The 21167-nt window shown below is 73.6% G+C and carries 19 protein-coding genes; 5 read left to right on the top strand and 14 right to left on the bottom strand.

The annotated features are described in order from the left end of the window. The 5 genes from K353_RS32175 to typA all read right to left on the bottom strand — a co-directional run. Positions 1 to 746 (bottom strand): ABC transporter ATP-binding protein (locus K353_RS32175; protein WP_111557022.1); only part of this gene is annotated, 746 nt, incomplete at its 3' end. A 17-nt stretch (positions 747 to 763) separates the two neighbouring features. Then, positions 764 to 1714 carry an ABC transporter permease gene (locus tag K353_RS32170; RefSeq protein WP_111557017.1) on the bottom strand — a complete coding sequence of 317 codons (951 nt, stop codon included), beginning with the start codon at positions 1712 to 1714 and terminating at the stop codon, positions 764 to 766. After that, complete coding sequence (locus K353_RS32165; protein WP_111557016.1) at positions 1707 to 2633, bottom strand: ABC transporter permease; 927 nt, start codon at positions 2631 to 2633, stop codon at positions 1707 to 1709. The genes K353_RS32170 and K353_RS32165 overlap by 8 nt, the downstream gene beginning before the upstream one ends. Before the next feature lie 140 nt (positions 2634 to 2773). Next, on the bottom strand, positions 2774 to 4402 hold the full coding sequence (locus tag K353_RS32160; protein WP_111557015.1) for an ABC transporter substrate-binding protein: 1629 nt from the start codon (positions 4400 to 4402) through the stop codon (positions 2774 to 2776). 355 nt (positions 4403 to 4757) lie between these two features. Continuing rightward, complete coding sequence (gene typA, locus K353_RS32155) at positions 4758 to 6662, bottom strand: translational GTPase TypA (protein WP_111557014.1); 1905 nt, start codon at positions 6660 to 6662, stop codon at positions 4758 to 4760. 211 nt (positions 6663 to 6873) lie between these two features. Here typA and K353_RS32150 point away from each other — a divergent pair, with 211 nt between their 5' ends. After that, a complete protein-coding gene (locus tag K353_RS32150) occupies positions 6874 to 7989 on the top strand; it encodes a hypothetical protein (protein ID WP_111557013.1) in 1116 nt (371 codons plus the stop codon). Between the two features lie 83 nt (positions 7990 to 8072). Here the strand turns inward: K353_RS32150 and K353_RS32145 are convergent, their stop codons facing one another. The 6 genes from K353_RS32145 to K353_RS32120 form a co-directional block, all read right to left on the bottom strand. Next, entirely contained in the window at positions 8073 to 10535 is a 2463-nt protein-coding gene (locus K353_RS32145; RefSeq protein WP_370447690.1) for a SpoIIE family protein phosphatase, read from the bottom strand. Between the two features lie 156 nt (positions 10536 to 10691). Then, entirely contained in the window at positions 10692 to 13511 is a 2820-nt protein-coding gene (locus K353_RS32140) for a SpoIIE family protein phosphatase (RefSeq protein WP_111557012.1), read from the bottom strand. A gap of 344 nt (positions 13512 to 13855) precedes the next feature. After that, entirely contained in the window at positions 13856 to 14257 is a 402-nt protein-coding gene (locus K353_RS32135) for an NUDIX domain-containing protein (RefSeq protein WP_111557011.1), read from the bottom strand. A gap of 79 nt (positions 14258 to 14336) precedes the next feature. Next, positions 14337 to 14807: a CYTH domain-containing protein gene (locus tag K353_RS32130; protein WP_111557010.1), complete on the bottom strand. Its 471-nt coding sequence runs from the start codon at positions 14805 to 14807 to the stop codon at positions 14337 to 14339. A 103-nt stretch (positions 14808 to 14910) separates the two neighbouring features. After that, on the bottom strand, positions 14911 to 15099 hold the full coding sequence (locus K353_RS32125) for a hypothetical protein (protein ID WP_111557020.1): 189 nt from the start codon (positions 15097 to 15099) through the stop codon (positions 14911 to 14913). A 131-nt stretch (positions 15100 to 15230) separates the two neighbouring features. Further along, positions 15231 to 16049: a methyltransferase domain-containing protein gene (locus tag K353_RS32120; RefSeq protein WP_111557009.1), complete on the bottom strand. Its 819-nt coding sequence runs from the start codon at positions 16047 to 16049 to the stop codon at positions 15231 to 15233. 138 nt (positions 16050 to 16187) lie between these two features. Between K353_RS32120 and K353_RS32115 the strand changes: the two genes are divergently transcribed. The 4 genes from K353_RS32115 to K353_RS32100 all read left to right on the top strand — a co-directional run bounded on the left by K353_RS32115 (position 16188) and on the right by K353_RS32100 (position 18815). Beyond that, positions 16188 to 16772 carry a pyridoxamine 5'-phosphate oxidase family protein gene (locus tag K353_RS32115; RefSeq protein ID WP_111557008.1) on the top strand — a complete coding sequence of 195 codons (585 nt, stop codon included), beginning with the start codon at positions 16188 to 16190 and terminating at the stop codon, positions 16770 to 16772. Positions 16773 to 16896: 124 nt separating this feature from the next. Then, on the top strand, positions 16897 to 17592 hold the full coding sequence (locus K353_RS37375; protein ID WP_111557007.1) for a dihydrofolate reductase family protein: 696 nt from the start codon (positions 16897 to 16899) through the stop codon (positions 17590 to 17592). Next, the gene (locus K353_RS37370; protein ID WP_370447689.1) at positions 17579 to 18088 is read left to right on the top strand and encodes a deaminase; all 510 of its coding nucleotides are present in this window, start codon (positions 17579 to 17581) and stop codon (positions 18086 to 18088) included. Before K353_RS37375 ends, K353_RS37370 begins: the two co-directional genes overlap by 14 nt. A gap of 70 nt (positions 18089 to 18158) precedes the next feature. Next, positions 18159 to 18815 (top strand): HAD-IA family hydrolase, encoded by a 657-nt coding sequence (locus K353_RS32100; protein ID WP_100836523.1) that lies wholly within the window; start codon positions 18159 to 18161, stop codon positions 18813 to 18815. Positions 18816 to 18819: 4 nt separating this feature from the next. Here the strand turns inward: K353_RS32100 and K353_RS32095 are convergent, their stop codons facing one another. From K353_RS32095 to K353_RS32085, 3 genes are read right to left on the bottom strand one after another with little or no spacing between them, the layout of a single operon-like run. Further along, positions 18820 to 19200, bottom strand: coding sequence for a hypothetical protein (locus K353_RS32095; protein ID WP_146616638.1), 381 nt, complete (start codon positions 19198 to 19200; stop codon positions 18820 to 18822). Positions 19201 to 19212: 12 nt separating this feature from the next. Next, entirely contained in the window at positions 19213 to 20580 is a 1368-nt protein-coding gene (locus K353_RS32090) for an MFS transporter (RefSeq protein WP_233533967.1), read from the bottom strand. After that, positions 20577 to 21152, bottom strand: a complete 576-nt coding sequence (locus K353_RS32085) for a TetR/AcrR family transcriptional regulator (RefSeq protein ID WP_111557005.1) — start codon at positions 21150 to 21152, stop codon at positions 20577 to 20579. The genes K353_RS32090 and K353_RS32085 overlap by 4 nt, the downstream gene beginning before the upstream one ends. Positions 21153 to 21167 lie beyond the last annotated feature (15 nt).

Raw genomic sequence — 21167 nt, 5'->3', positions numbered from 1 at the left:
CCGGCGTACATGACGGCGATCTTGTCCGCGACGTCGGCGACCACGCCGAGGTCGTGGGTGATCAGGATCAGGCCCATGTGGTACTCGGCCTGGAGCTCGGCGAGCAGGTCCATCACCTGCGCCTGGACGGTGACGTCCAGCGCGGTGGTCGGCTCGTCCGCGATGATCAGGTCGGGCTCCAGCGCCAGCGCCATCGCGATCATGATGCGCTGGCGCATGCCGCCGGAGAACTGGTGCGGGAAGTCGCCCACCCGCTGGGCGGCCGCGGGGATGCGGACCCGGTCCATCAGCTCGATGGCCTTGGCCTTGGCCTCCTTCTTGGAGGCGCCCTCGTGCACCCGGAACATCTCGCCGAGCTGGTAGCCGACGGAGAGCACCGGGTTGAGCGAGGAGAGCGCGTCCTGGAAGATCATCGCGATCTTCCGGCCGCGGATCTTCCGGCGCTCCTCGTGGGACATCTTGAGCATGTCCCGCCCGCGGAACAGGATCTCGCCGGCGGTGACCCGGCCGGGCGGCATGTCGAGGATGCCCATGATGGTCTGCGCGGTGACGGACTTGCCGGAGCCGGACTCGCCCAGCACGGCCAGCGTCTCGCCGGCCGCGACCGAGTAGTTGACGCCGTTGACGGCCTTGGCGACGCCGTCCCGGGTCTTGAACTCGACATGCAGGTCGCGGACTTCGAGCAGCGGGGTGCCGGGGGCCGGACGGTCCTTCACGGCAGTGGTCTTCTCATGTGCGGTGGTCATGATGCGGGCCGCCTCTCTCAACGCAGCTTCGGGTCGAGGGCGTCGCGCACCGCGTCGCCGAGCATGATGAACGCCAGCACGGTGAGGCTGAGCATGCCGGCCGGGAAGAACAGCGCGAACGGCGCCTGCCGGATCACCTTCTGGGCCGAGTTGATGTCGATGCCCCAGGAGATAGTCGGGTCCTGGAGGCCGATGCCGAGGAAGCTCAGCGTGGCCTCGGTGGCGATGTAGCCGCCCAGCGCGATGGTCGCCACCACGATCACCGGGGCGATCGCGTTCGGCAGGATGTGCTTGAACATGATCCGGCCGGTGCCGGCGCCGAGCGCCTTGGCCGCCGTCACGTAGTCGGACTGCTTGACGGTGATCACCGAGCCGCGCATCACGCGGGTCATCTGCGTCCAGCCGAGCACCACCAGGGCGAAGACCACCGACCAGACCGTGCGGACCGAGAAGGCGTTCAGCATGACCAGCGCGCCGAGCAGCAGCGGGATGCCGAAGACCATGTCGGTGAAGCGGGAGACGATGGTGTCGACCCAGCCGCCGTAGTAGCCGGCCACCATGCCCAGCAGGCCGCCCAGGACGGTGACGCCGGTGGTGACGCAGATGCCGACGACCACCGAGGCGCGGGCGCCGTAGATCACCCGGGCGTAGATCGAGCGGCCCTGGCCGTCGTAGCCGAACCAGTCGGCCTGGAAGAAGTGCAGGTACTGCGGCTTGGTCAGGTAGTGGTGGCGCAGGTCGCCGGCCCGCGGGTCCACCGAGGTGAACAGGCTGGGGAAGATCGCGAACAGCACCAGCAGGACGATCAGCGCGGCCGAGATGATGAAGACCGGGCGCTTGCGCAGGTCGTGCCAGGCGTCCAGGCCGAGGCTGCGCGGCTTCTCGGTCCTGGGCATCGGGACGGCGACCCGCTCGGCGGGGGTCTCGCCGTCCCCGGCGGGGGCGTTCTTCGTGATCAGGTCAGGCATACCGGATCCTCGGGTCCAGGACCGCGTAGAGCAGGTCGACGAGCAGGCTGGCCACCAGGTAGACCAGCACCAGCACCACGACGAAGCCGGAGACGGTCGCGCCCTCGTTGCGGTTGATGGCCTGGTAGAGCGCGTGGCCGACGCCCTGGACGTTGAAGATGCCCTCGGTGACGATCGCGCCGCCCATCAGGGCGCCCAGGTCGGTGCCCAGGAAGGTGACCACCGGGATCATCGAGTTGCGCAGCAGGTGGGTGCCGATCACCTTGCGCCGGGGCAGGCCCTTGGCGACGGCGGTGCGCATGTAGTCGGCCTTCAGGTTCTCCGCGATGGAGGTCCGGGTCAGGCGGGCGACGTACGCGAGCGAGATCGAGCCCAGCACGACGGCGGGCAGGATCAGCTGGCTCAGGTCGGTGCTGCTCTGCACCGTCGGGGTGACCCAGCCGAGCTGGATGCCGAAGACGGTCTGGAAGACGAAGCCGAGCACCGGGACGGGGACGGAGATCAGCAGCAGGGTCAGGACCAGGGTCGACTTGTCGAACGCCTTGCCCCGGCGCAGGCCGGCGAACAGGCCGATGCCGATGCCGACGACCAGCTCGAAGACGAAGGCCAGCAGCGCCAGTCGGACGGTGACCGGGAGGGCCTCGCCGATCAGGTCGATGACCTTGCGGCCGTTCATGGCCTTGCCGAAGTCTCCGGTCAGCAGGTTCCCCATGTAGTTGAGGTACTGCTGCCACTTGGAGACGTCGAGCCCCATGTCGTGCTTGAACGCGGCGAGCTGGGCCGGGTCGGCGGCCTTGTCGCCCCACATCGCCGCCGCGGGGTCACCGGGCAGCAGACGGGTCATGAAGAAGATGATGGTGACCGTGCCCAGGAACACCGGGATCATCTGGAGCAGTCGCCTCGCGACGTAGCGCCCCATCGTGCCTCCAATTGACTGCTCTGACGGGCTGTCGTCCCGGTGTCAGAGTTCTGGACGTGACAACGGCCGGTGCCGGGCCGCCCGGTGGGGCGGGGCACGGCACCGGCCGTGTCTGTTCGAGCCGCGCGGTGCCGGCTCGGTTACTTCTGCTTGACCTCGACCTGGGTGAAGACCGGGTCGCCGAAGGAGTCGTACTTCACGTTCTGCACGTTCTTCGAGTAACCGGCGGTGGTCTTGTAGTACCAGAGCGGGATGGCCGGCATGTCCTTGGCCAGCTGCTCCTCGGCCTTCTGGTACAGGTCCGCGGTCTCCTTCACCGAGGTGGCCTTGTCCGCCTCGGCGGCCAGCTTGTCGAACTCCGGGCTGGAGTAGCCGGCGTCGTTGGCCGCGGCGCCGGTGCCGTACACGTCGCGCAGGTAGTTGGCGTTCAGCGGGTAGTCCTGCACCCAGCCGGTGCGCATCAGACCGTCGACCTTCTTGTTCTTGATCAGGTCGCGCGAGGTCTTGAAGTCCGGCTTGGCGTCGCCGGTGCACTCCACGCCGGTGGCCTGGCGGATGGAGTTGCAGACCGCGTCCACCCACTCCTTGTGGCCGCCGTCGGCGTTGTACAGCACGGTGATCTTGTTGCCGGGGACGCCGCCGCCCTCGGTGATCAGCTGCTTGGCCTTCTCCGGGTTGTACGTGCAGTACTCGCCGCAGGTGTTGTCCTTGTAGCCCATGGCGCCCGGGGCGACCCAGGAGTTGGCGGGCTGGCGCGAGCCGTTGAGCACCGTCTTGGTGATGGTGTCGCGGTCGATCGCCATCGACAGGCCCTGGCGGACCTTGGCCAGGTTCTCCGGCTTCCAGTCGTCCGCGTACAGCGAGAACGAGATCGACTGGATGGCGCCCTGGGCCTGGTCGACGGCGCGGTCGCCCAGGTCGTTCTTGTACGAGGCCAGGTCGCTCGGGTCGACCTGGTCCAGCACGTCCAGGTTGTCGGAGACCAGGTCCTTGTAGGCGCCCTCGGCCTGGGCGTAGTTCTTGAAGACGATGCCGCCGTTCTTCGGCTTGTCGGCGCCCGCGTACTTGTCGTAGGCGGCGACGGTGACGGCCTTGTTGTGCTCCCACGAGACGAACTTGTAGGGGCCGTTGCCGATCGGGGCCTGGCCGTACTTCGCCGGGTCGGTGAAGAAGACCTCGGGCAGCGGCGAGAAGGCGGTGTAGCCGAGCTTGTACTCGAAGTACGAGACCGGGCCGTTCAGCGCGATGGTGAAGTGCGTGTCGTCCACGACCTTCAGGCCGGACATGGTGTCGGCCTTCGGGTCGCCCTCGTCCGGGTGGACGTCCGCGTAGCCCTGGATGTCCGAGAACCAGTCGGAGTTGATCTGCTTGTTCTTGGTGTTGGCGGACCAGTTCCAGGCGTCCACGAAGGACTTGGCGGTCACCGGGGTGCCGTCGTGGAAGGTCCAGCCCGACTTCAGGGTGACGGTGTAGTTCTGGGCGTTGGTGGTCTCGATCTTGTCGGCGACCTGGTTGCGGAGCTCACCGCTGGTGGGGTCGTAGTCGACCAGACCCTTGAACAGGGTCTTGATGATGCGGCCGCCGCCGACCTCCATGGCGTTCGCCGGCTGGAGCGGGTTCTGCGGCTCGGTGCTCTGGTAGCTGAACGTGCCCTGGGCGTTGGACGCCCCGGTGGAGCCGCTCGAAGAGCTGCCGCTGCCGCAAGCGGTGGCGGCGAGGGCGACCGCGACGGCTGCGACAACCCACTTGGCCTGGTTGGCACCGCGCATGGGTGTGCCTCCTGAAATCGTGTTGCAAGATCACTCGCGGCCTGGCGCGCACCCCTGCGCAGGAGCCTCGACCCGAGCTCGACTGCACCCACTATCGGTCACTCACGGATACGGAAATGACCAATACGGATTTCAATTTGGTCACATGAACGCCGGATGAATCCCGGAAAACGGACATTGCAGACATACCCAGACACGGGCGAAACGGACAGTTGTCTCGGATGACGATCCGTGACGTCCGATTAACGAACGATCCGCGTCTGGGGTCCGGTGACGGAACGTCACGGAAAACGCGACCGGCCGACGTCCGCGAGGACGCCGGCCGGTCGGCCGAACGGGGTGGAGCCGGGCGGGGTCAGCCCTTCTTGGCGCGCGAGGCGGTGCGGCCGCGCTCCTTGGCGTCCAGGACGACCTTGCGGATGCGCACGGTCTCCGGGGTCACCTCGATGCACTCGTCCTCGCGGCAGAACTCCAGCGACTGCTCCAGCGAGAGCTTGCGCGGCGGCACGATGGACTCCGCCACGTCGGCGTTCGAGGAACGCATGTTGGTGAGCTTCTTCTCCTTGGTGATGTTCACGTCCATGTCGTCGGCGCGCGAGTTCTCGCCGACGATCATGCCCTCGTACACCTCGGTGCCGGGGTCGGTGAACAGCACGCCGCGCTCCTGCAGGTTGGTCATCGCGAAGGCGGTGACCACGCCGGAGCGGTCGGCGACCAGGGAGCCGTTGTTGCGGGTCGTCAGCTGGCCGAACCACGGCTCGTAGCCCTCGTGGATCGAGTGCGCGATGCCGGTGCCGCGGGTGTTGGTCAGGAACTCCGTCCGGAATCCGATCAGGCCGCGGGACGGCACCACGAACTCCATCCGGACCCAGCCCGAACCGTGGTTGGACATGTTGTCCATCCGGCCCTTGCGGATGCCCATGAGCTGCGTGACGGCGCCCATGTGCTCCTCGGGAACGTCCACGGTGAGGCGCTCGACCGGCTCGTGGGTCTTGCCGTTGACCTCGCGGGTGACCACCTGCGGCTTGCCGACGGTCAGCTCGAAGCCCTCGCGGCGCATGGTCTCGATCAGGATGGCCAGCGCCAGCTCGCCGCGGCCCTGCACCTCCCAGGCGTCCGGGCGCTCGGTCTCCAGCACGCGCAGCGACACGTTGCCGATCAGCTCGCGCTCCAGGCGGTCCTTCACCTGGCGGGCCGTCACCTTGCGGTCCACCTTGCCGGCGGACTTGGCGTCCGCGCCCTTGCCGGAGCCGCCCTTGCCGACCAGCGGCGAGGTGTTGGTGCCGATGGTCATCGAGATCGCCGGCTCGTCGACGGTGATCAGCGGCAGCGCGATCGGGTTCTCGGTGTCCGCGAGGGTCTCGCCGATCATGATCTCGGAGATGCCCGCGACGGCGCAGATGTCGCCGGGGCCGGCCTTCTCGGCGGGCTTGCGGGTGAGCGCCTCGGTCATCAGCAGCTCGGAGATCCGGACGTTCTGGATCGAGCCGTCGCGCTTGATCCAGGCCACCGTCTGGCCCTTGCGCAGCTCGCCCTGCTCGACCCGGAGCAGCGCGATGCGGCCCAGGAAGTTGTCGGCGTCCAGGTTGGTGACGTGCGCCTGCAGCGGGGCGTCCTCGTCGTAGACCGGGGCCGGGACGTGCTCCAGGATGGTGGAGAAGAACGGCTCCAGGCTGTCGGAGTCGGCCGGCACCGTGCCGTTCTCCGGCTTGGTCAGCGAGGCCACGCCGTCACGGGCACAGGCGTAGACGATCGGGAACTCGATCTGGTCCTCGTCCGCGTCCAGGTCGAGGAACAGGTCGTAGGTCTCGTTGATGACCTCGTCGATCCGGGCGTCCGGACGGTCGGTCTTGTTGATGCACAGGATGACGGGCAGCCGGGCCGTGAGCGCCTTGCGCAGCACGAAGCGGGTCTGCGGCAGCGGGCCCTCGGAGGCGTCGACCAGCAGGACGACCGCGTCCACCATCGACAGGCCGCGCTCGACCTCACCGCCGAAGTCGGCGTGGCCGGGGGTGTCGATGATGTTGATGGTGATCGGCGCGCCACCGTCCTTGGGGTGGTACTTGACCGCGGTGTTCTTCGCGAGAATGGTGATGCCCTTCTCGCGCTCCAGGTCGTTCGAGTCCATCATCCGGTCGTCGAGCTGCTGGTGGGCGGCGAAGGCGCCGGCCTGCTTCAGCATGGCGTCGACCAGGGTGGTCTTGCCGTGGTCGACGTGGGCGACGATGGCGACGTTTCGGATGTCGTTGCGCGTGGGCATGCGGCGCTGATTCTCCCGGAATCGTGGGTCACGGTGCCCGGCCCGCGTCAGCATTCACCGGTCCACCCACCGGGCACGGCACATGCCTCGGCTTCTTCCCATCGTACGGGGAAGGGCCCAATGGAGCCGAAACGGGCGGTCGCGGGGCGGCGGAGATCACAACTGGGTATCACTGCTTCCGGTACGCACCAAGACACGGGACAGTACGGCGGTGAAGAGAAGCATCCGCGTCCTGTTCGTCGTGGCGGTGGCCGTCGGCAGCCAGTTCGCCCTGCACAGCGCCCCCCACCAGAACATCGGCGTGCAACTGCTCGGCCTGCTGGGCGGCATCTTCGCCGCAGTCGACCTCACCCAGCTGCTGCTGGCGCTGCTCGGCCCGCTGGGCGGGTTCCGGGCGCTGTCCTACGGCCTCGGCAGCGGCCCACCGCTGTTCGCCGTCCCGCTCGGCTCGCGCCGACTGGTGGTGCGGGCCCTGCCGCTGCCGCTGTTCCACGGCATGTACCAGCGGCTCCGCGTGCCCCGGAGCCGGACCTGGGCGGTGGCGACCGCCGCGTACGCCGCACCGGTGCTGCTCGGCGGGGTCCTGCTGGCGTCCGCGCCCGTCGGCTGGCGGCCGTTCGGCATCGTGCTGGCGGCGATGCCGCTGCTGGAGCTGGTGGTCACCGCGGGCACCGCCGGGGGTGCGGGCTGGACGGTGTTCCGGCTGCCCACCGCCTCCGCGGCCGCGCTGGCCGACATCCACCTGACGCCCGCCGAGGCGGCCGCCCACCGGGCCCTGGACGACGGCCGGATCGACGAGGCCGCCGCGCTGCTGGCCGCCGCCGGGGAGCCGGCCGGACGGTCCGGCACCGCGCTCCGGATCCAGGTGCGGCTCGTCCGGGGCCAGTGGCAGCGGGCCCTGGCGGACGCCGAGCAGCTGACCCCCGGCCCGCTGCCCGGTGCCGACGTGGCGACGGCGCTGCTGCGCGCCCGGGTGCTGGTGTGCGCGGCGGAGGCCGGGCTGCTCCCCCCGACCGAGTACCTGCCGCGACTGGCGGCCGAACTCGACGTGCTCGGCGGCCGCCCGCAGGCCGCCCTGGTCCGGGCCGACGTGCTGCGGCTGCGCGGCGAGCGGCAGGAGGCGCTGAAGGCGTCCGCGCTGGGCCCGCGGCTGACGGCCGACACCGTGGTCACGGCCAACGCCCTGTGCTCGCGGGCCGCCGCGCTGTTCGCCGTCCGCCGTGACGACGAGGCCCGGGAGGCGCTGGCCCGGGCCGGGAAGCTGCTGCCCGGCCTGGCCCGGATCGCCCTGGTGGAGGGCCGGGCCGCGGCCGTCGTCCTCGACTAGGCCCGGTCCGGCCGACGTCCTCGACTAGGCTCGGTCCGGCCGATCCGGCCGGACCCGGTCCGGCCGGATCGGCCGGACCGAGCCTAGAGCGCCAGCTCGAACCAGACGATCTTGCCCTTGGGGGTGCGGCGGCTACCCCAGCGCTCGGCCAGCAGGGAGACCAGCTGGAGGCCGCGGCCGCCCTCGTCGGTCTCCTGGGCGCGGCGCTGGCGGGGCTGGGCGTAGGCGTCGTCCCAGACCTCGCAGGCCATGGTCCTGTCGCGCAGCAGCCGCAGCCGGATCTCGCCGCGGCCGTGCCGCAGCGCGTTGGTGACCAGCTCGCTGACCAGCAGCTCGCAGGTGTCGACCAGTTCGTCCAGGCCGCGCTCCAGCAGCCAGCCGCAGGCGGCCTCGCGGGCCTTGGCGACCGAGGTCGGCTCGGAGGGGAACCGCCAGTCGCCGACCGAGCCCTTGGGCAGGCCCTTGACCTTGGCCATCAGCAGGGCGATGTCGTCCTCGCCGTGGTGCGGGTTGAGCTCCTCCAGCACCTGGTCGCAGAGTTCCTCGATCCGGTCGGAGCCGCCCTCGAGGGCGGCCCGGAACGCGTCGATGCCCTCGTCGAGCTGGTGCTTGCGGGACTCGACCAGGCCGTCGGTGTAGAGGGCCAGCACGGCGCCCTCCGGCAGGTCGACGGTGACCTCCTCGAACGGTTCGCCGCCGACGCCGAGCGGCAGGCCGGGCGGCACGGTGATGGTCCGGGCGCCCTGGCCGGGGGCCAGCAGCACCGGCGGGAGGTGGCCGGCGTTGGCGAAGGTGCAGCGCTGCTTGACGGCGTCGTAGACCGCGTAGACGCAGGTGGCGAGGTAGACCTCGGCGCTGGAGCGGTCCGGGTCCTCGTCGTTGCCCAGGCCGCGGGCGATCTCGTCGAGGGCGGAGAGCACCTCTTCGGGGTCGAGGTCGAGCATGGCCAGGGTGCGTACGGCGGTGCGCAGTTGGCCCATCGCGACGGCGGCGCGCAGGCCGCGGCCCATCACGTCGCCGATCACCAGGGCGGTGCGGCTGCCGGGCAGCGGGATGACGTCGAACCAGTCGCCGCCGACCTCGGTGTTGTTGTTGCTGGGCAGGTAGCGGCGGGCGATCTCCAGGCCGGAGGCGGCCGGGTTGCCGGGGGGCAGCAGGCTGCGCTGGAGGATCAGCGCGCGCTCGTGCTCGCGGCGGTAGAGCCGGGCGTTGTCGACGCAGACGGCGGCGCGGGCGACGAGCTCCTCGGCGATCGCCACCTCGCGGGCGTCGAACGGCTCGCTGCCGATCGCCCGGGAGAGCTGGACCAGCCCGAGCACCTGGTCGCGGGCGACCAGCGGCACCACCAGGGTGGAACGCAGCAGCGGGTCGGGCCCGGGCTGCGGGACGACGCTGCGGCCGGTGCGCAGGGCGCGGGCGTGCGGGGAGCGCGGCGGGTAGCAGAGCGTGCCGCCGGCCTCGGCGACCCGGACGCCGCCGCGCTCGGTGCCGAGCACCGAGGGGGCGTTGCCGACCACGCTGGAGACGGCGACCCGGCGCAGTTCGCCGCTCTCCGGGTTGGCGGTGAGCGGGGCGGCGTCGCCGGTGAGCAGCGCGGTGTACAGGTCGACGGTGGCGACGTCGCAGAACTGCGGGACGATCACGTCGAGCAGTTCCTTGGCGGTGGTCTCCAGGTCGAGGGTGGAGCCGATGTGGGTGGACGCCTCGTTCAGCAGGGCGAGGCTGCGGCGCACGCCGGCCGCCTCGCGCTCGGCGATGTGCCGGCTGGTGACGTCCTGGACCTGGCCGGCCACGCCGATCGGGCGGCCGCCGGCGGCGGTGAGCCGGTACAGCGAGACGGCCCAGGTGCGCTGGTCCTCGTCGCGGCCGGCGCTGGGGCGGGCGGCCCGGACCGGGCCGGAGAGCCGCAGGTCGAGGACGGGCTCCTGGCCGGTGAGCACCTTGCGCAGGGCGAGCAGCAGCCGGTCCGCGTCGGAGGGGCGGAACACGTCGCCGGGGGCGAGGCCCTGGAGTGCGGCGGGGCTGCGGCCGACGCCGGCCGCGAACGCGGCGTTGACCCGCTGGAGCTTGAGGTCGGTGTCGAACAGGAAGAAGCCGGTGGGGGTCTGGCCGATGACCGCCTCGGAGGCGGCCAGGTCGGTCTCGATGGCGCGCAGCCGGCCCAGGTCGACGGCCAGGCAGGTGGCCGAGCCGTCGGCGCTGGCGGGCATCGCGTAGACCTCGGCGAGGCTCTCGGCGCCGGACTGGTCCCGGTAGGGGGCGGTGCCGACCCACTCCTCGCCGGACAGGATGCGCTCCAGCCGGGCCCGCCCGCGCTGCCACAGCTCGCGCGGGATGAACGCGGTGATCGGGTCGGCGCCGACCGCCTCCGCGGCGGGGACGCCGAAGAACTCGGCGGCCCGGTCGCTCCACTGCGCGATCCGCCCGTCGGCCCCGATCGCGAAGGTCGCGACCCGGATGTAGTCGTAGATGGTGCCCGAGCCGCCCTGTCCCCAGCCGAGCGGCAGCGGAGCGGGGGTCGTCGGGGCACCCGGCTGCTCCGGCACCGCGGCATGGCCGCTCCTGCCGTGCGTCACGTTCCGTGCCGGGAAGCTGTTCAACGGACCGACCCCTCCAACCCGCGCCCATCCGGTGTCGAGAAGACCGAGTATTCGATGTCCGAGTATTCATCATCCGGGCGCGGGCGCACACACCCTTCCACGTCACAACATCGAATCGGGCGCCTGAACCTCCGGATTCGCGAGTTCGAACCAGACCACCTTGCCCAGCCCCTCGGCCCTGGTGCCCCAGCGCAGCGCGAGCCGGCGGACCAGTTCGAGGCCGCGCCCGCCCTCGTCGCCGGCCCCGGCGTGGCGTTCCCGGGGCGGGTCGGGCAGCGGGTCGGAGATCTCGACCAGGAGCAGGTCGCCGAGGGTGAGCCGGACCCCGATCGGGGCGCTGGCGTAGCGGACGGCGTTGGTGACGAGTTCGCTGACCAGCAGTTCGGCGGTGTCGGTGAGCTCCTCGGTGCCCCAGTCCGCCAGGGTGCCGCGGACCAGCCGGCGGGCCCGGGAGACCGCGGTCGGTTCGGCGGGCAGTGTCCAGCCGGCGGTGGGCGCGTCGGCCCGGCCCTGGCCGAGCCGGGCCAGCAGCAGCGCCACGTCGTCGGGCTCGCGGCCCTGTTCCATAGTGCCGAGGACGGCCTCGCACGCCTGCTGGATCGAGGCGTACGGCTGTTCGAGCACGCTGATCAACCTCCCCAGTCCCACGTCCAGGTCCTTGTCCCGGGACTCCACCAGCCCGTCGGTGCACAGGGCGAGCAGGCTGCCGTCCGGGATCCGCATCTCGACGGACTCGAACGGCACCCCGCCGACGCCGAGCGGCGCGCCGGAGGGCAGGTCGAGCACCCGTCCGGCGCCGCCGGGCAGCGGGCCGCCGGAGCGGGCCGGCTCGGCACCGGCGCCGGGCACCACCAGGACCGGCGGGATGTGGCCGGCCTTGGTGACGGTCAGGCTGCGCCGGGCGGGGTCGAAGACCGCGTAGACGCAGGTGGCGAGCAGGGCCTCGTCGGGGCCCTGGGCGAGGTCGTCGGCGAGCTCGTGGACGTGCCGTAGGACCACCTCGGGGGCCAGGTCGAGGGCGGCCAGCACCCGCACCGCGGTGCGCAGCCGCCCCATCGTGGCGGCGGCCCGCAGGCCGTGGCCCATCACGTCGCCGACCACCAGCGCGGTGCGCTCGCCGGGCAGCGGGATGACGTCGAACCAGTCGCCGCCGACCTCGGTGCCGCTGGAGCCGGGCACGTACCGGTAGGCGACCTCGACGCCGGGCGGCTGCGGGACCTGCTGGGGCAGCAGGGTGCGCTGCAGGGTGAGCGCGGCGGTGCGCTCGCGGGCGTACAGCCGGGCGTTGTCCAGCGAGCTGCCGGCCCGGTCGGCCAGCTCGACGGTGAAGGCCAGGTCGTCGCGGTCGAAGCCCTCGCGGTAGCCGGCCCGGCTGACCACCAGCAGGCCGATGACGATGCCGCGGGCCCGCAGCGGGACCACCAGCCGGGAGTGCACGCCCAGCTCGCGGGCGGCCTCGACCTTGGGGTCGCCGGGGAAGGACAGCTCCTCGGGCCCGTTGCCGCCGGAGAGCATCTCGGGGACGCCGCTGCGCAGCACCCGGCCGTAGACCGAGTCCTCCTCGTAGGTGATCCGGGCGCCGTGCCGCAGCATGGTCTCCACCGCCGGGCTGTGCTGGACCGCGGCGACGCCGAGCTGGAGCAGCGAGGTGCGCCGGTCGTGCCCGTGCCGGGGCAGGTCGTCCCCGTGCGCGACGGCCTGCAGCAGGATCACCCCGGCGTAGTCGGCGAGCCGGGGGACCACCGCGCCGGCCAGCTCCTGGGCGATCATCGAGGCGTCCAGCAGGTCGCCGACCCGGGAGCCGAACTCGTTGAGCAGCGACAGCCGCCGCCGGGCGCCCTCGACCTTGGCCACCGCCCGGTAGCGCTCGGTCACGTCCATCACGGTGCCGGAGATGCCCAGCACGCGGCCGGCGCGGTCGGTCATCCGGCTGTAGGAGATCGACCGGTAGCCGGAGCGGGCGGTGGACGGGGAGGCCAGCGTGACGTCGATGACGGGCTCGCCGGTGGCCAGCACCTGGCGCTGGACGGCGGTGATCTCGTCGGCGGAGCGCTCGGGCAGCGTCTCGCCGGTGGTCCGGCCGATGTGCTCCTCGGCGGGCAGGCCGTTCATCTCCGCCAGGGTGCGGTTGACGGCGGTGTAGCGCAGCTCGGTGTCGAGCACCGCGATGCCCAGCGGCGACTGCTCGAACAGCGCGTCGCGGACCGCGAGGTCCCGCTCGACGGCGCGCAGCGCGGCGGCCTCGGTGAGCGCGGCCTGCACGTACGGGGCGCCGTCGCCGTCGACCAGCAGCGACAGCCGGGCCTCCACCTCGACCGGCAGGCCGTCCCGGTCGGCGATCTCGGTGAAGCCGTTCCAGGAGCCGCGCCGCAGCGTCTCCTGGAGGGCGGAGCGGGTCCGCTGCACCTGGGCCGGGTCGGGGATCAGCTCGTCGACGGCGCGGCCGACCAGCACCTCGCTGGGCCAGCCGAGCATCTCCTCGGCGGCCGGGCTCCACAGCACCACCCGGCCCGAGGTGTCGAGGATGACGATGGCCACCCGCACCACGTCCAGCAGGCTGCCGGCCTCGGTGCGGCGGCTGGGGTGCAGGGTGGTCGGGCCGGTGTCGGGACGGCCCTCCGGGTGCGACTCGGGCGTGCCCGGGAAGGCCCGGGCCGGGCGGCCGCGGGCCGGGGCGGCCCCGCCGCCGGGCGCGGGCGGCTCGGTGGGCGGCCGGGGCGCGGCGCCGGCCGTCGGGGCGCTGCCGGGCAGGGCGGCGGGCCGCTCGCCCGGACCGGGACGGCCCCGGCGCAGCCGGGCCCGGGCGGCGGCCCGGCCGGCCGCGGTGCGGGCGGGCAGCGCCGCGCCGCCGGGCCGCCGCGCCCCGTGCGCGGGCAGGCCGGACGCCTCGCGCTCTCCCCCGCCGTCACCCGGCTTCGCCACCTACGGTGCCTCCCGCCGCCACTGGGACGCCCCCGGCTGGTCGCCGGGGCGCGGGCCGCTGCCACACCGCGCCACCACGGGCTCACGGATCGTGACGAATGCTGCCGAACTCTGCCATACCCCGGGAATCGTCCCGCTATCCCGGCATACGGGTCGTCTGTCCGATTGGCGTACAGAACGGACACCCGGGGTGCGGCCGGGCGCTTCGCGTGCAGGCCCGTTCGGCGCGGGCGGTCTCGGTGCGGACTGGTTCGGCGCGGGCTCGGTGCAGCGCGGACGGGTTCGGTGCGGACCGGTTCGACGCAGGCTCGGTGCGGCGCAGGCCGGCTCGGTGCGGCGCGGGCTCAGTGCAGGCGGCCGTCGCGGTGCAGGTCGTCGAAGAGGACCTGGTCGACCGGGGGGACGCGGTCGCGGTCGGCGTAGCCGAACCAGTCGACCTCCTCGATCTCGCTGCTGGCGGCGAGGGTGCCGGTGTAGTCGGCGGCGTAGCAGGCCATCCGGACGGTGGCGTCGGGGCCCTGGCCGTGGGCCTCGGCGTGGTAGGTGCCGACGTGGGTGACGGTGTCGGGGCGGATGGCGACGGTGAGCTCCTCGGCGACCTCGCGGACCAGGGTCTGCAGGTCCGTCTCGGCGCCCTCGCGCTTGCCGCCGGGGATGTAGAAGACGTCCTTGCCGCGCGGGCGGGCGCAGAGGATCCTGCCGCCCTCCAGCCGGACCCACGCCACCGTGTCGATCAGGATCGCCATCGCCGCCCTCGTGCCTTCGCGCCTTCGTGCCCTGGTGTGCCGGTACCGGCTCCGCCGGCCCCCGGGGTCCGACCCTATGTCAGGGGCGGGGTGGGGCGGAGGCGGTGGCCAGCCGCTGGTTCCTGAGGTCGGGGCGGTCGGTGACCTCGGGGCCGAACCAGGGCGGCGGGGTGAACGCGGCGGCGGCCTCCGGGTCGGTGAACTCGACCTCGGCGGTGCGCAGTCCGGCCAGTCGGCCGTGGTAGGTGTCGACCGCGGCGACGTGCGGGCCGAGCGGGACGGACCGGCGGGTCTTGGCGATCCGGGCCGGTTCGGTGGCGGGCCACAGGGCGGCGAACTGCTCGGCGCTTAGCGGGGTCTCCCACTCGCCGCGGGCCAGTCCGGCGCCGCGCTTGACCGTCAGCGAGTACTCCTCGTCCTGTCGGCGCACCCGCGCCTCGGCGCCTTCGGGGCCGATCACCAGGTACCCCTGCCGGATCTCGGACTCCGGCCCGTCGGGGACGCGCCCGCCGTCCGGGACGAGGAACTTGCGCTCGATCTCGGTGCCCACCGGGCCTCCTCGTGCTCCCTGCCGCGCGCTCCGCGTGCTCCGCACCCGGGACCGGCCGCCGGGTGTCGGATGCCACGGTACGCGGGCGGGGCGGTCGGCGGGGTCAGGCGGCGGGCTCCGGCGGGTCCTCGGGTTCGACCCAGTACAGCTGCTTGTGGCCCCGGGCCTCGAACTCGGCGGCCAGCGCCTCGGCTTCGGCCCGGTCGAGGCCGCGGGCGAGCAGGAAGCGGTTGCCGTTGTCGTCCTGGCGCATCACCCGGTGGGCGACGCCGGTGCGCTGCTCGCGGTCCATGCCCACACGGTAGCGGTCCGACCCGGTGGGGGGCGGGTCGGACCGCCCGTCCGGCCTCCAGGCTGGACGGTGATTGCTACCGGGCGGTACGCATCCGGTCAACGTCTCGTTAACGCGGGGGGCGTGCCCAACTAGCTTACGCGATAGAGGAGTTCGCCGTGCAGTACGGCGAACCAGGCATCCGGTTCGGCACCCCAGCGGGCCCAGCCGGCGGCGATCCGCTCCAGGTCGGCGGGGGTGGCCAGGCCCTCGGCCACGGCGGTGGCGGCGGTCTTCGAGTGCACCGTGCGCTCGGCCCAGAGCCCCGACCACCAGGCCCGCTCGGCCTCGGTGGCGAAGGTCCAACTGCTGGACGAGCAGCGCGGGTTGTCGCCGGAGTCGTCGGCGAGGCCGGCCGCGCGCGCCCAGGCCAGCAGCCTGCGGCCGGCGTCGGGCTCGCCGCCGCTGACCCGGGCGACCGCGTGGTAGAGGCTCAACCACTCCTCCAGCTCGGGCAGTTCGGGGTACCAGGTCATCGCGGCGTAGTCCGAGTCGCGGACCGCGATCACCCCGCCGGGGGCGGTGACCCGGCGCATCTCGCGCAGCGCGGCGACCGGGTCGGCCAGGTGTTGCAGCACCTGGTGGGCGTGCACCACGTCGAACGAGGCGTCGGCGTACGGCAGCCGGTACACATCGGCGACCTCGTACGACAGGTTGGCCAGTCCGCGCTCGGCGGCCAGCGCGGCGGCCTCGGCCAGCACCTCGGGGACCGGCTCGACGCCGACCACCCGGCCGTCCGGGCCGACCAGCTCGGCCAGGTCGGCGGTGATCGTGCCCGGGCCGCAGCCGACGTCCAGCAGCCGCTGCCCGGGGCGCAGTTCGGGCAGCAGGTAGGCGGCGGAGTTGGCGGCGGTGCGGCTGCGGTGCGAGCGCAGGACGGCGGCGTGGTGGCCGTGGGTGTAGCCGGACATGGCGGGTTCCCTCTCCCTCGAAGGCGACCCCTCCAGGATAGGAAAGTGTTCCACTGTTCGGACAATCTTGTTTCGCATGGTGAGACATGCGTGTCATCACCTGGCCCGGCGCGCCCCGCCGGGAGCAGAATCGTCGGCATGGGAAAGACCTATGAGCGCATCGATGCCAGGCTGCGCGCGTTCATCGAGAAACAGCCCGTCTACTTCGTCGCGACCGCCCCGCTGGCCGACGACGGCTTCCTCAACCTGTCCCCCAAGGGCCGGGCCGGCACCCTCGCCGTGCTCGACGAACTCACCGTCGCCTACCTGGACTTCGGCGGTTCGCACGCCGAGACCATCGCCCACCTGCGGGAGAACGGGCGGATCGCGCTGATGTGGTGCGCCTTCGAGGGCCCGCCCACCGTGGTGCGGGTGCACGGGCGCGGCGAGCCGGTGTTCCGCGACGACCCGCGGTTCGCCGAACTGCTCGGCCGCTTCGACCCCGCCGCGGACGGCGCCGCGCTGCGCGCGATCATCCTGGTGCGGGCCGAGCGGGTCAGCGACTCCTGCGGGTTCGCCGTCCCGTTCATGGACTACCGCTCGGACCGGACGCTGCTCGCCGAGTTCTTCGAGCGCAAGGGCGACGACCGGTTCAGCGAGTACTGCGAGGGCAAGGAGCACGTCGGCGTCAGCATCAACGGGCTGCCCGCCCTGCCGCTGCCGGTGCCGCCCCGGCCGTCCTGAGCCGAGACCTGCCGCCGCAGCCGCAGCCGCCGGTGCGGGGCCCGGGGTCTGGTGGGGCGCGGGGTGCGGCGGGGCGCGGCGTACGGTGGGACTCCGTCCGCCCGCCGACCCTGGAGCCCCTCCCGTGCCCCGCCCCCACGTCCTGCTGAGCGCCGCGGTGTCGATCGACGGCCACCTCGACGACGCCTCGCCCGACCGGCTGCTGCTCTCCAACGCCGAGGACTTCGACCGGGTCGACGCGCTGCGCGCCGACAGCGACGCGATCCTGGTCGGCGGCGGGACGCTGCGCGCCGACGATCCGCGGCTGCTGGTCAACTCGCCGGAGCGGCGCGCCGCCCGGGTGGCCGCCGGGCGGCCCGCGTACCCGCTCAAGGTCACCCTGAGCGCGAGCGGCGCGCTCTCCCCCGGCCTGAAGTTCTGGCACACCGGCGGCGCCAAACTCGCCTACACCACCGACGCCGTCGCGCCCGCGCTGCGCACCGCGCTGGCCGGGGCGCCCGGCACCGAGGTGGTCGGCCTGGGCGGGGCGGTGCCGCTGGGCGCGGTGCTGGACGACCTGGGCGCGCGCGGGGTGCGCCGGCTGATGGTCGAGGGCGGCGGCAGCGTGCACACCGGGTTCCTCGCCGAGGGCCTGGCCGACGAACTCCAGTTGGCCGTCGCCCCGCTGCTGGTCGGCCAGGCCGACGCCCCCCGCTTCCTCTCCCCCGCCGCCTACCCCGGCGGCCCGACCCGCCGGATGCGGCTGCTGGGGGCACGTACGGTGGGGGACGTCGTCCTGCTGCGGTACGCCCCGAAGGAGTCCCCCGATGACCACCAGTGACCGCACGCCCGCACCCGACCGCGAGCCCGCGCCGGACCGCGCGGACGACCGCGAGCGCGACCTGCGGTGGATGCGCCGGGCCGTCGAACTGTCCCGGCGCTGCCCGCCGTCCGGGACGGCCTTCTCCGTCGGCGCGGTGGTGGTCGGCGCGGACGGCGAGGTGCTGGCCGAGGGCTACAGCCGTGAGGTGGACGCCGTGAACCACGCCGAGGAGGCCGCGCTCGGCAAGCTGCCCGCCGGCGACCCGCGGCTGCGCACCGCCACCGTCTACTCGACCCTGGAACCCTGCGGGCAGCGCGCCTCCCGGCCGCACCCGTGCGCGGAGCTGATCATCGCGGCCGGGGTGCCGCGGGTGGTGGTGGCCTGGCGGGAGCCCGCGCTGTTCGTCGAGGCGTGCCGGGGCACCGCGCTGCTGACCGGCGCGGGCGTCGAGGTGGTGGAGCTGCCGGAACTCGGCGCGGAGGCCCGGGCGGTCAACGCGCACCTGGTGGGGTGAGCGGCCGCCCCCGACCGGTTTTGTACGATTGAGGAACAAACATTCGTACGAGGCCTCCCGAGGAGCCCCGATGCCCGTCCTCACCCCGCCGGTCCGGGCCGTCCTGCTCGACATGGACGGCACCCTGGTCAACTCCGACGCCGTGGTCGAACGCTGCTGGCGCCGCTGGGCCGAACGCAACGGCCTGGACGGCGACGAGGTGATGCGGGTCGCGCACGGGCGGCAGGGCCACCTGACCATGGGCCTGCTGCTGCCCGACCGGCCGGTCGAGCAGAACCTCGCCGAGAACGCGGTGATGCTGGACGAGGAGAGCTCCGACACCGACGGCGTGGTCGAAGTCCCGGGCGCGGCACGGCTGGTGGCCTCGCTGGCCGGGCTGCCGCACGCCCTGGTGACCTCCGCCGACGACCGGCTCGCCCGGGTCCGGATGGCCGCCGCCGGCGTCCCGCTGCCGCCGCGGATGATCACCGCCGAGCACGTCGGCGCCAGCAAGCCCGACCCGGAGGGCTTCCTCAAGGCCGCCGCCGAACTGGGCGTCGCCCCCGCCGAGTGCCTGGTGCTGGAGGACTCCGAGGCGGGCATCGCCGCCGCCCGGGCCGCCGGCATGCCGGTGCTCGGCATCGGCCCGCGCGCCGCCGCCCACCGGCCCGACCACCACGTCGACGACCTGTCCGGCGTCCGCGTCACCGGCGCGGCGGACGGCCGGCTGGTGGTCGAACTGCCCTGAGCGGCTACCGCCCGGACCGAACCGGGCCTCCGGCGCGGCCGGTGCCTAACGCGACGACGGAACGGCCGGGGCCGACCGGAACGGCCGGCGCGGGGCGGGTGGGGCGGAACGACGGGAGCGTCGGCCCCCCGACCGCGCCGCCCAGCAGCGCCGCGGCCACCCGGGCGCGCTCCTGCGGGCGCTCGCCCAGCCGGCGGCCGAGCAGGTGGTCCGCGCCCGGTAGGGCGAGCCGGACGCACGGGGGCGACGCCGGGCGGGTGCGCAGCGCGGCGTCCAGCGCCTCGGCCACCTGGGCGGGAATCACCCCGTCCGCCTCCGGCAGCACCAGCACCGCCGAGCGCCGAGCCGAGCGCGCCCACGCCTGTGCCGTCCGTCGTTCCGTCACCGGCCCGGCGTGTCACGCCCCGTCGACGGCGGCTCCGCGGCGCAGTGCGTGTCGGGTGTCGGGCAGGGCGGCGGCGGGCAGCAGGCCGACGGCGGCGAGGGCGGCCAGGAGTGGCAGGGAGCCGTGCGTCCCGGTGCCGGCGGCGGTCGCGACGCCCAGGGTCGGACCGATGTTCATCGCGGTCTGCTTCAGCCCGCCGACCGCGCCCGCGTACCCCGCCGGGGCGTCGCCGACCACGGTGCCGGTGGCCGTCACCATCACCGCCGCGAACCCCGCGCCCAGCAGCGCCGACGCCGCCCCCGCGGCCGGGGCCGACCCGCCCCCGCCGCCCGGGCCGGCCAGCCCCGCGATGCCCGCCACCAGCAGTGCCACCCCCGCCAGCGCCGTCCGCCGGGGCCCCTGCGCGCGCAGCGCCCGCTCGGCCGCCGGGGCGCCCAGCACCATCAGCGCGGTCAGCGGCAGCATCCGCAGTGCGGTGTCCAACGGGCCCACGCCCAGGGCGTCCTGGAGCCGGAAGGTGGTGCTGAACAGGGTGCCGAACAGCCCCGCCGAGGCGGTCAGCAGCAGGACGAGGGACGCCGCCACCGGCCGCGACCGGACCACCGGACGCGGCACCACCGGGCTCGCGGCCCGCCGCTCGTGCGCCACCAGCGCCGCCGACAGGGCCGCCGCGCCCGCCAGTTCGGCGGACGTCCCGCCCCAGCCGCGCTCCGGGACGCGGGAGAGCGCGTGCACCAGCACGGCCAGGGCGGCCGCGAGCAGGGCGGCGCCCGCCAGGTCGAGCCGCCGACCGCCGGAGGGCACCTGGTCGGGGCGCTCCCGCCCGGAGAACTCCCGCTCGGGGCGCAGGGCGAAGGCCATGACGGCGATCAGGGCGGCCACCGGGACGTTGATCCAGAACACCGCGCGCCAGCCGGACGCGTCCACCAGCGCCCCGCCGAGCAGCGGGCCCGCGCCCGCCGCCACCGCGATCGCCCCGGTCCGGACGGCGACCGCCCGGCCGAGCCGCTCCGGCGGGCAGCACAGCCGCAGCAGCGCGAGCGTCCCGGGTTGCAGCAGCGCGCCGAACACGCCCTGCGCCACCCGCAGTCCGACCACCCAGCCGACGGTCGGCGCGAGCGCGATCCCGGCCGAGGACGCGCCGAAGCCGAGCACGCCCGCCAGCAGCGTCCGGCGGTGGCCGTACCGGTCGCCGAGTCGGCCCGCGAGCACCAGCAGGGCGGCGACGGCGACCAGGTAGCCGGTGCTCGTCCACTGCAACTGCGCGGTCGTGCAGCCGAGTTCGCGCCGCATGCCGGGCTGCGCCATCAGCAGCACCGTGCCGTCCAGGGCCACCAGCATGGCCGCGCCGGCGCTCACCGGCAGCGCGAGGCGGCTCACGCCGGACCGCCGAGGTGCGCGGCCAGCACCGCCTCCAGCAGTTCCTCCTCGCGGCCCTCCCCCAGCATCAGCCCGGTGCTCCCCCAGCCCTGCAACTGCGCCAGCCCGTGCAGGTTCGCCCACAGCGCGGCCGTCACCACCGGTGCCCGCTCCGCCTCCCCCGTGCACTCCCCCACCAGCCGCGCCAGCTCCCCGAACAGCGGCACCGTCGCCTCCCGCAACGGGGGCCGCCCCTCCCCGTCCAGCAGGTCGTGCCGGAACATCAGCTCGAACATCCCGCGCCGCTCGGCGGCGTACGCCAGGTACACCCGTGCCATCCCCGCCACCCGCGCCCGCGCGTCCCCCGCCCGCACCCCCGCGAACCGCCCCGCCAGTTCCTCGAACCCCCGCCGCGCCACCGCCGACAGCAACGCCCGGTGCGTCGGGAAGTACCGCCGCGGCGCGCCGTGCGACACCCCGGCCCGCCGCGCGATCTCCCGCAACCCGACCGCCCCCGACCCCTCCGCCAGCACCAGTTCGACCCCGGCGTCCACCAGTCGCTCACACAGGGGACGCTCCGCTCCGCTCTCCATAGACACTGTCTACCA

Origin of the sequence: Kitasatospora sp. SolWspMP-SS2h (assembly GCF_003259315.1) — a bacterium.
In the GTDB taxonomy this organism is placed as follows: Bacteria; Actinomycetota; Actinomycetes; order Streptomycetales; family Streptomycetaceae; genus Kitasatospora; species Kitasatospora fiedleri.
The sequence above is the reverse complement of the archived record's forward strand: the minus strand, read 5'-3'. Positions and strand labels throughout refer to the sequence as shown.